The 7,402-nt window shown below is 71.4% G+C and carries 6 protein-coding genes; 4 read left to right on the forward strand and 2 right to left on the reverse strand.

Annotated features, from left to right (window positions below; translation table 11 throughout):
- Window positions 1–223 precede the first annotated feature (223 nt).
- The 3 genes from SSP24_RS07920 (at window position 224) to SSP24_RS07930 (ending at window position 4,210) form a co-directional block, all read left to right on the forward strand.
- Complete coding sequence (locus SSP24_RS07920) at window positions 224–1,579, forward strand: protein phosphatase 2C domain-containing protein (RefSeq protein WP_141308284.1); 1,356 nt, start codon at window positions 224–226, stop codon at window positions 1,577–1,579.
- Window positions 1,580–1,633: 54 nt separating this feature from the next.
- Window positions 1,634–3,376 (forward strand): pyruvate dehydrogenase, encoded by a 1,743-nt coding sequence (locus tag SSP24_RS07925; RefSeq protein ID WP_141308286.1) that lies wholly within the window; start codon window positions 1,634–1,636, stop codon window positions 3,374–3,376.
- Window positions 3,377–3,727: 351 nt separating this feature from the next.
- Complete coding sequence (locus SSP24_RS07930; protein WP_174864627.1) at window positions 3,728–4,210, forward strand: ATP-binding protein; 483 nt, start codon at window positions 3,728–3,730, stop codon at window positions 4,208–4,210.
- Window positions 4,211–4,277: 67 nt separating this feature from the next.
- Here the strand turns inward: SSP24_RS07930 and SSP24_RS07935 are convergent, their stop codons facing one another.
- Both SSP24_RS07935 and SSP24_RS07940 read right to left on the reverse strand, forming a co-directional pair.
- Complete coding sequence (locus SSP24_RS07935; RefSeq protein ID WP_141308288.1) at window positions 4,278–5,324, reverse strand: DUF2637 domain-containing protein; 1,047 nt, start codon at window positions 5,322–5,324, stop codon at window positions 4,278–4,280.
- A 247-nt stretch (window positions 5,325–5,571) separates the two neighbouring features.
- On the reverse strand, window positions 5,572–6,420 hold the full coding sequence (locus SSP24_RS07940; protein WP_141308290.1) for a (2Fe-2S)-binding protein: 849 nt from the start codon (window positions 6,418–6,420) through the stop codon (window positions 5,572–5,574).
- Between the two features lie 195 nt (window positions 6,421–6,615).
- On the opposite strand from SSP24_RS07940, the gene SSP24_RS07945 reads away from it, so the two are divergent.
- On the forward strand, window positions 6,616–7,386 hold the full coding sequence (locus SSP24_RS07945; RefSeq protein WP_141308294.1) for a GntR family transcriptional regulator: 771 nt from the start codon (window positions 6,616–6,618) through the stop codon (window positions 7,384–7,386).
- The last annotated feature ends 16 nt before the right edge of the window (window positions 7,387–7,402 follow it).

The following is a 7,402-nucleotide window of genomic DNA, read 5'->3' on the forward strand; positions in this document are numbered from 1 at the left end:
CCCGTCCCTGGCAGTCTGGCTTGGCCCGGCCCGGCGGGCCTCCCTTCACAAGCCCCCGCAGCCTCCCTTCACACATCCCGGCGACTCCCTCGCACGGCCGTACGACGGCTCACTTCGGCACCCGGTGCGACCGCTCACGACCCGCCGTTCGAACACGGTCGCCCTGGCCGCATTTTCCGAACGCCCCGTTTTCATCCGGCCCGTGCGGTGGACAATTGGGGGCATGAGCCAGCAGGGGGGAAGGCCCACCGGTCACTCCGACGACTGGTGGGGGCAGATTTACGACGACACCACCGAGGACACGGGCCCCACGCGCACGTCCGACTCGCTGGACGACCGCTTCGCCTCGGCGTCGGGTGCGGTGACCGGACCGCCGGGCGCCCCGGGCGCCTTACCGACGCCGCGCAGCGGCTCACGGCCGCCACGCGACACCGCCGACCGCCCCGTCCCCAAGCCGCGCGACGCCGGGACGGGCGTCCCCTCCGTACCCCCACCACCCCCACCCCCTCCCCAAGGCCCCACCACCTCCGCCACCGGCACCCCGGCCCCCACCTTCGCCGGGCCACCCCCGCCGCCCCCACCTCCACCGGCCCGCCTGAGCCCGGTCACCCCCGTCCCCGTGCACCACGTGGGCTCCGGCCCGCCCACCTACGACCCCGAGCCCACCGCCCTTCCGCCCGCCGACCCCGACGACCTCGGCAGCCTGGTCGCCGACACCGTGCTGGACGGCGCCCGCTACGGGGCCTGCACGCTGCGCGCGGCCTCCGTGCGGGGGGACTCCGCGCGGTACCGGGGCGAACCCCGCCGCGACTCGCTGCTCACCGTCCGGTTCGGCACCGGCGACGACGCCCTGTTGCTGGTCGCGATGGCCACCGGCGCCCGCGCCACCGCCGGGGCGCACCGCGCCGCCGCCGAGGTGTGCCGGTGGATCGGGCGGGCGGTCGGGCGCAGCCATGTGCGGCTCGCCGAGGACATCCGGGCCGCCCGGCGCGGCGACCTGAAGTCCGGCCTGCACCGCCTCACCGACCGCAGCCTCGGCAAACTCCGCGCCAGCGCCGCCGAACAGGGCCTCGGGCCCGACGAGTACGCCGCCACCCTGCGCTGCCTGCTCCTGCCCGCCGACCCCGGATGCCGTACCCGCGTCTTCTTCGGCGTCGGCGCCGGCGGCCTGTTCCGGCTGCGCGACGGCGCGTGGCAGGACATCGAACCGCAGGTCGGCGAGGTGGTCGGCGAACCAGTCGTCGGCTTCGGCTCACCCCCGGCCGAGACCCCCGGCGGCGACCGCCTCACCATGGACCTCGGCATCCCGACGCCTCCGAGCCCGTACGAACCCGCCCCCGAACCTCCCCGCGAACCCTTCCGCTTCCGCGCCTCCATCGCCCGACCGGGTGACACGCTCCTGATGTGCACCGACGGCCTGGCCGAACCCCTGCGCGACGAACCCGAAATCTGCGAGTACCTCACGGGAAGGTGGTCCGGACCCACCCCGCCCGGCCTCGCCGCGTTCCTCGCCGACGCCCAGGTAAGGGCCAAGGGATACGCGGACGACCGTACGGCTGCCGCCGTGTGGGAGGCATAACCGCGGCCACTGTGAATTGATGGATCCAAGGAGACCGAAGGGGTGCATGGATCCATGGCCAAGCAGAACATCGCCGAACAGTTCGTCGACATCCTCGTCCGGGCCGGAGTGAAACGTCTCTACGGCGTGGTCGGCGACAGCCTCAACCCCGTCGTGGACGCCGTCCGCCGCAACGCCGCGATCGACTGGGTGCACGTACGGCACGAGGAGACCGCCGCCTTCGCCGCGGGAGCGGAGGCCCAGATCACCGGGACGCTGGCGGCCTGCGCCGGTTCCTGCGGGCCCGGCAACCTGCACCTCATCAACGGCCTCTACGACGCCCACCGCTCCATGGCCCCCGTCCTCGCCCTCGCCTCGCACATCCCGTCCAGCGAGATCGGCCTCGGATACTTCCAGGAGACCCACCCCGACCAGCTGTTCCGCGAGTGCAGCCACTACAGCGAGCTGATCTCCAACCCGAAACAGATGCCGCGGCTCCTCCAGACCGCCATTCAGCACGCCGTCGGCCGCTCCGGCGTCAGCGTCGTCTCCCTCCCCGGCGACATCGCCGACCAGCCCGCCCCCGAGAAGGCCGCCGAGACCGCCCTCGTCACCTCCCGGCCCACCGTCCGCCCCGGCGACGCCGAGGTCGACCGGCTCGTCGAGATGATCGACGCGGCCGAGAAGATCACTCTCTTCTGCGGCAGCGGCACGGCCGGCGCGCACGCCGAGGTCATGGAGTTCGCGGAGAAGGTCAAGTCGCCGGTGGGGCACGCGCTGCGGGGCAAGGAGTGGATTCAGTACGACAATCCGTTCGACGTCGGCATGAGCGGTCTGCTCGGCTACGGCGCCGCCTACGAGGCCACCCACGAGTGCGACCTGCTGATCCTCCTCGGCACCGACTTCCCGTACAACGCCTTCCTCCCCGACGACGTCGAGATCGCTCAAATCGACGTCCGTCCCGAGCACTTGGGCCGCCGTTCCAAGCTCGACCTCGCCATCTGGGGCGATGTGAAGGAGACCTTGCGGTGCCTGACGCCCCGGGTGAAGACCAAGTCGAACCGGCGCTTCCTCGACAAGATGCTCAAGAAGCACGCCGACGCGCTGGAGGGGGTCGTCAAGGCCTACACCCGCAATGTCGAAAAGCACGTCCCCATCCACCCCGAGTACGTGGCCTCCGTGCTCGACGAACTCGCTGACGACGACGCCGTGTTCACCGTCGACACCGGTATGTGCAATGTGTGGGCCGCCCGCTACATCTCGCCCAACGGCCGTCGCCGGGTGATCGGTTCGTTCTCCCATGGCTCGATGGCGAACGCGCTGCCCATGGCGATCGGCGCGCAGTTCACCGACCGCGGCCGCCAGGTGGTCTCCATGTCCGGCGACGGCGGATTCTCCATGCTGATGGGCGACTTCCTGACCCTGGTGCAGTACGACCTCCCGGTCAAGGTCGTCCTCTTCAACAACTCCTCGCTCGGCATGGTCGAGCTGGAGATGCTTGTCGCGGGTCTGCCCTCCTACGGCACCACGAACAAGAACCCCGACTTCGCGGCCGTCGCCCGCGCCTGCGGTGCCCACGGAGTGCGCGTCGAGAAGCCCAAGGAGCTGGCCGGCGCCCTCAAGGACGCCTTCCGGCACAAGGGCCCCGCCCTCGTCGACGTCGTCACCGACCCCAACGCCCTGTCCATCCCGCCGAAGATCAGCGCCGAGATGGTGACCGGCTTCGCCCTGTCCGCCTCGAAGATCGTGCTGGACGGCGGCGTCGGCCGCATGCTCCAGATGGCCCGCTCCAACCTCCGCAACGTGCCCCGGCCCTAGACGCGATCGAGGCGCAGCTCAGCCGTACGGATTCGGCCAGTCTCGCCGGGCGCGTTACGGCGGTGGTACGGCGGTTGTCGATTACCGGCGGTCACACGGGCTCGGCGGCTACGGCCGGATCGGCAGCCGCAGATCGGCAGTTGGGGCGATCCGGGGCCCGCCGGGCCACGCCGGACGCGCGGGCGGCGGTCTGGTGGGGCGGTCGAGTGGGGTGTCCGGGGCGGGCGCGGCCGTGGCCGAACACCTGGTCGTTGACAATTCCACATGACTGTCCCGGTGCCCATCGGGCAAGGATCCCGGTGAACGTGTTCGAGCAGGAGGGGAACCGACATCGGCACGCGGGCGGGGGACATGAAGAGGCAGGTACGAGGGGGCGGCCCCGCGGCGTTCGGGGCCTTCTCGGCAGGAACGGTGGAGGAAGAGGCCGACGGCGCCACGGAGCAGGCACAGGCGCCGCAACTGATGCGCAGACTCGGGCGGGCGGACCTGAGGGCGGTCCCGGAGGCCCGCAGAGAGCTGCGCGACCTGCTACGGCAGTGGGGACAGCCCGGCCGGGCGGAGATAGCGGAACTGCTCACCAGTGAACTCGTCACCAACGCGATCGTCCACACCGACGACGACGCCGTCCTCACGGCCACCGTCGGACCCCGTGGACTGCGGGTGGAGGTACGGGACTTCGTGGCCCGCCCGCCGCGACTGCGGGTGGCGAACGCCGACGACAACACGCACGGCAGGGGGCTGGTGCTGGTGGAGTCCCTCGCGGACGCGTGGGGCGTACGGCCGCACGGGGTGGGGAAGTCGGTGTGGTTCGAACTCGACGCGGACGCCGCCTGAGACGCCGCTCGAACGGCACGGGGTGCGGCCCGCTTCGGACCGCACCCCCGTCCCGTGCTGCCCGGCACTAGCCGAACTGCTGCTCCAGGTCCTTCAGCTTGCGCTCAAGGGAGTCGAGACGCGGGAGGGCCATGGTGTCGTCCTCCGCGGTGAGGTCGACGGTGAGCGGCTCAGTGCCGCTGCGTACGGGCTGAAGTGAGGGCCGCGCGCGGATGGGCAGTGGCTCCGCCGTGGATATGGCAGGCTCCGCGGTGATGCGCTCGGCGCCCTGCTCCACGGTGGGCAGCTCGACGTGCCGTCCGCCGCCCCGGCCGACGAAGCCGCGCCCGTGGCCCCGGCTGATCGCCTTGAGCTGCGCGCGCTCCAGCCGCTGCTGCTCGCGCCGCCGCAGCCGGGCCTCTTCCTTCTGCCGCTTGTCCTCGCGCACCTCGTCGACCGCCTCGTCGAGGGTGCGCACGCCCTCCAGGAGCATCAGCGACCAGGCCTTGTACGTCTCACGCGGCGCCCGCAGCCAGCGCACGATGCGGATCTGCGGCAGCGGGCGCGGAATCAGGCCCTGCTCGCGCAGCGCGGCCCGGCGGGTCTGCTTAAGGGCGCGGTCGAAGAGGACCGCAGCCGACAGGGACATGCCCGCGAAGAAGTGGGGGGCGCCGTCGTGGCCGAGGCCGCGGGGGGCGTGCACCCAGTTGAACCAGGCCGCCGCGCCCGCGAACGTCCATACAAGTATCCGGGAGCCGAGCGCGGCGTCACCGTGGCTGGCCTCGCGCACCGCGAGTACGGAGCAGAACATCGCCGCGCCGTCCAGGCCGAACGGCACCAGATACTCCCAGCCGCCGGAGAGGCCGAGGTTCTGCTGGCCGAAGCCGACGAGGCCTTTGAAGGAGAGGGCCGCGGCGACCGCGGCACAGCAGAAGAGCAGCACGTAGGAGGCGGTGCCGTAGATGGCCTCCTTGCGCCGGCGGCGTTCCTCGGCGCGCTCCCACGAGTCGTCCGCGCTCGTGTCCTTCCCCGCGGAACGCTTGCCGCGCTGGAGTACCGCAACCGCCGTCAGCATGCCCGCGAGCAGTACGGCGCACGGTAGCAGCCAGTTCAGCGATATGTCGGTCAGTCTCATCTGGGGTTTCCCTTGCATTGGGATAGGGCGTAACGCCCGCCATGGTGGCCCAAACCCGCCTGCCCTCAGGGGGTTTCGGGGCAAGAGGCCGCCAATGAAGTGCAAGGGGATGCCCAGGGCGACGTTCTGCTCGAACTGCCGCTTGAGGGGCGGGAGTTGAGTTCGAATAAGACTACCCGTACCGGTGGTTCCGCGGAAAGTTCCCGCGGCACGTGAGGGAGGTGTGAAACGGGGTGCTGAGGGGGTGTCAACTGGCGCTGGCTGCGAGCAGTTTGGTGACGCGGTCCTCGTCGCACGTGCGCGGGCAGGTGGCGCAGGTGTCCTCGGGGCGGAGAGTGTAGAACATGCAGCAGCTCGCCCGGTCACGGGTGGGCAGCGTCTCGCCGTTGGGGCCCTTCAGCTCGCGGAAGGCGGCCGAGCCGGCGTACGGCTTGGTCGCGCCCGGCAGCAGCAGCTCCAGCTCGTGGCGCGCGCGGTCCTGCTCGTCGAGGAGGTGGGCGACGTACCACAGGCCCTCGACGATCTCGTCGGTCGCCATGCCCCACAGGGCGCGGCCGCGGCGGCGCATCCGGGGGCCGAAGGCGGCGAGGACCGGTTCGAGGTGCTCGGCGACCGCCGCGCGCACCTCGGCCCGCAGGGCCTCCTCGTCCGGGACCACCGTGGCGCCCGGGAGGGACGCGGCCGGGTCGCCGGGGAGGCAGGCGAAGCCGTGCGGGCGGACCGCCAGGCGGCCCATGGCCAGGCCGGGGGCCGTGCGGTCGTACGAGACATGCGTCACGGGGTAGCGGGGGACGCGGCGGTCGAGGAACCACGGGACGGTGATCAGGAGGCAGGCCGGCCAGGCGTAGCGGTGCAGGCCGAAGCTGGCGATCACGTCGGGGCGGGCGCGCTGGCCGTAGTCGCGGATGACCTGGGCGTCGTCGTGGGCGAGGAAGGTGTCGAGGGCGGCGTTGCCTGCGGCGAGGGCGGCGCTGGTGATCCATCCGGGGCCGGTGGGGAAGGGGTCGGTGGGGTGCAGTTCCGTGATGCCGAGGCTGGGGATGGCCTCCGTGAGGCGGGCGTACGCGTCTGCTGTGGCCGAGGTGGGCGTGGGCATACGGGGACCACCCAATCGGAGAGGGTTTCGGGCCGTTTGAAGGTAAGGCTTACCTTAGCCGAACTGGGGTGGATTTGAACTGGGGGCTTCTGCGCCTAAGGTGCTTGACGGATGAGTAACAAGACGCCGTAATGACGCCAAGTACTGACACGTCCGGAGGAGGACCCCGTGGAGCCGGGTTTTGCGGTGCCGCAGATGCGGGTGCCTTCGCAGCCTGGGGCTGCGGATGTGGAGCGGGGACGGGAGCAGCTGGGGCCGGAGCAGCGGGAGCGGGAGCCGGGTGGTGCCGCTGGGGGTGTACGGGGTGAGCACACGCACAGTGAGCCTCCGGTTCGGGTGGTGCAGCGGGCGTCTGTGCGGGGGCAGATTCTTGACGCGTTGCGTGCGGCGTTGGTGAGGGGGGAGCTGCGGCCGGGGGAGGTGTACTCGGCGCCGGTGCTGGGGGAGCGGTTCGGGGTGTCCGCGACTCCCGTGCGGGAGGCTATGCAGCAGCTGGCCTTGGAGGGTGCGGTCGAGGTTGTGCCCAACCGGGGGTTTCGGGTCGTTCAGCGGGATGCTCGTGAGCTGGCCGAGCTGGCGGAGGTGCGGGGGCTGATCGAGGTTCCTGTCATTCTGCGGCTGGCTCGTACGGTGGCCGTGGAGCGGTGGGTGGAGTTGCGGCCGTTGGCGGAGGCTACGGTGCGGGCGGCGTCGTCCGGGTGCCGGGCGACGTATGCGGAGGCCGATCGGGCCTTTCATCGGGCTGTGCTGGGGCTTGCGGGGAACTCGCAGTTGGTGCGGATCGCCGATGATGTGCACCGGCGGGTGCAGTGGCCGTTGGTGGCGGCTTCGGGTGGGCGTGCGGAGTTGGTGGCCGATGCGGCTGAGCATGGCGCGTTGCTGGATGCGGTGGTGGTGCGGGATCTGGATGCTGTGCGGGTTGTGGTGGAGGGGCACTTTGGTGCCTGCGGCGGCCTGCTCGGCTGAGTGGGGGTTGCGGTAG

Origin of the sequence: Streptomyces spinoverrucosus (assembly GCF_006539505.1) — a bacterium.
Lineage (GTDB): Bacteria > Actinomycetota > Actinomycetes > Streptomycetales > Streptomycetaceae > Streptomyces > Streptomyces spinoverrucosus.

Bases quoted from the DNA above. Each gene is read 5' to 3' on its own strand.
- SSP24_RS07925 (WP_141308286.1), top strand. From the start codon at position 1,634: ATGGCCAAGCAGAACATCGCCGAACAGTTCGTCGACATCCTCGTCCGG.
- SSP24_RS07930 (WP_174864627.1), top strand. From the start codon at position 3,728: ATGAAGAGGCAGGTACGAGGGGGCGGCCCCGCGGCGTTCGGGGCCTTC.
- SSP24_RS07940 (WP_141308290.1), bottom strand. From the start codon at position 6,420: ATGCCCACGCCCACCTCGGCCACAGCAGACGCGTACGCCCGCCTCACG.
- SSP24_RS07920 (WP_141308284.1), top strand. From the start codon at position 224: ATGAGCCAGCAGGGGGGAAGGCCCACCGGTCACTCCGACGACTGGTGG.
- SSP24_RS07945 (WP_141308294.1), top strand. From the start codon at position 6,616: ATGCGGGTGCCTTCGCAGCCTGGGGCTGCGGATGTGGAGCGGGGACGG.
- SSP24_RS07935 (WP_141308288.1), bottom strand. From the start codon at position 5,324: ATGAGACTGACCGACATATCGCTGAACTGGCTGCTACCGTGCGCCGTA.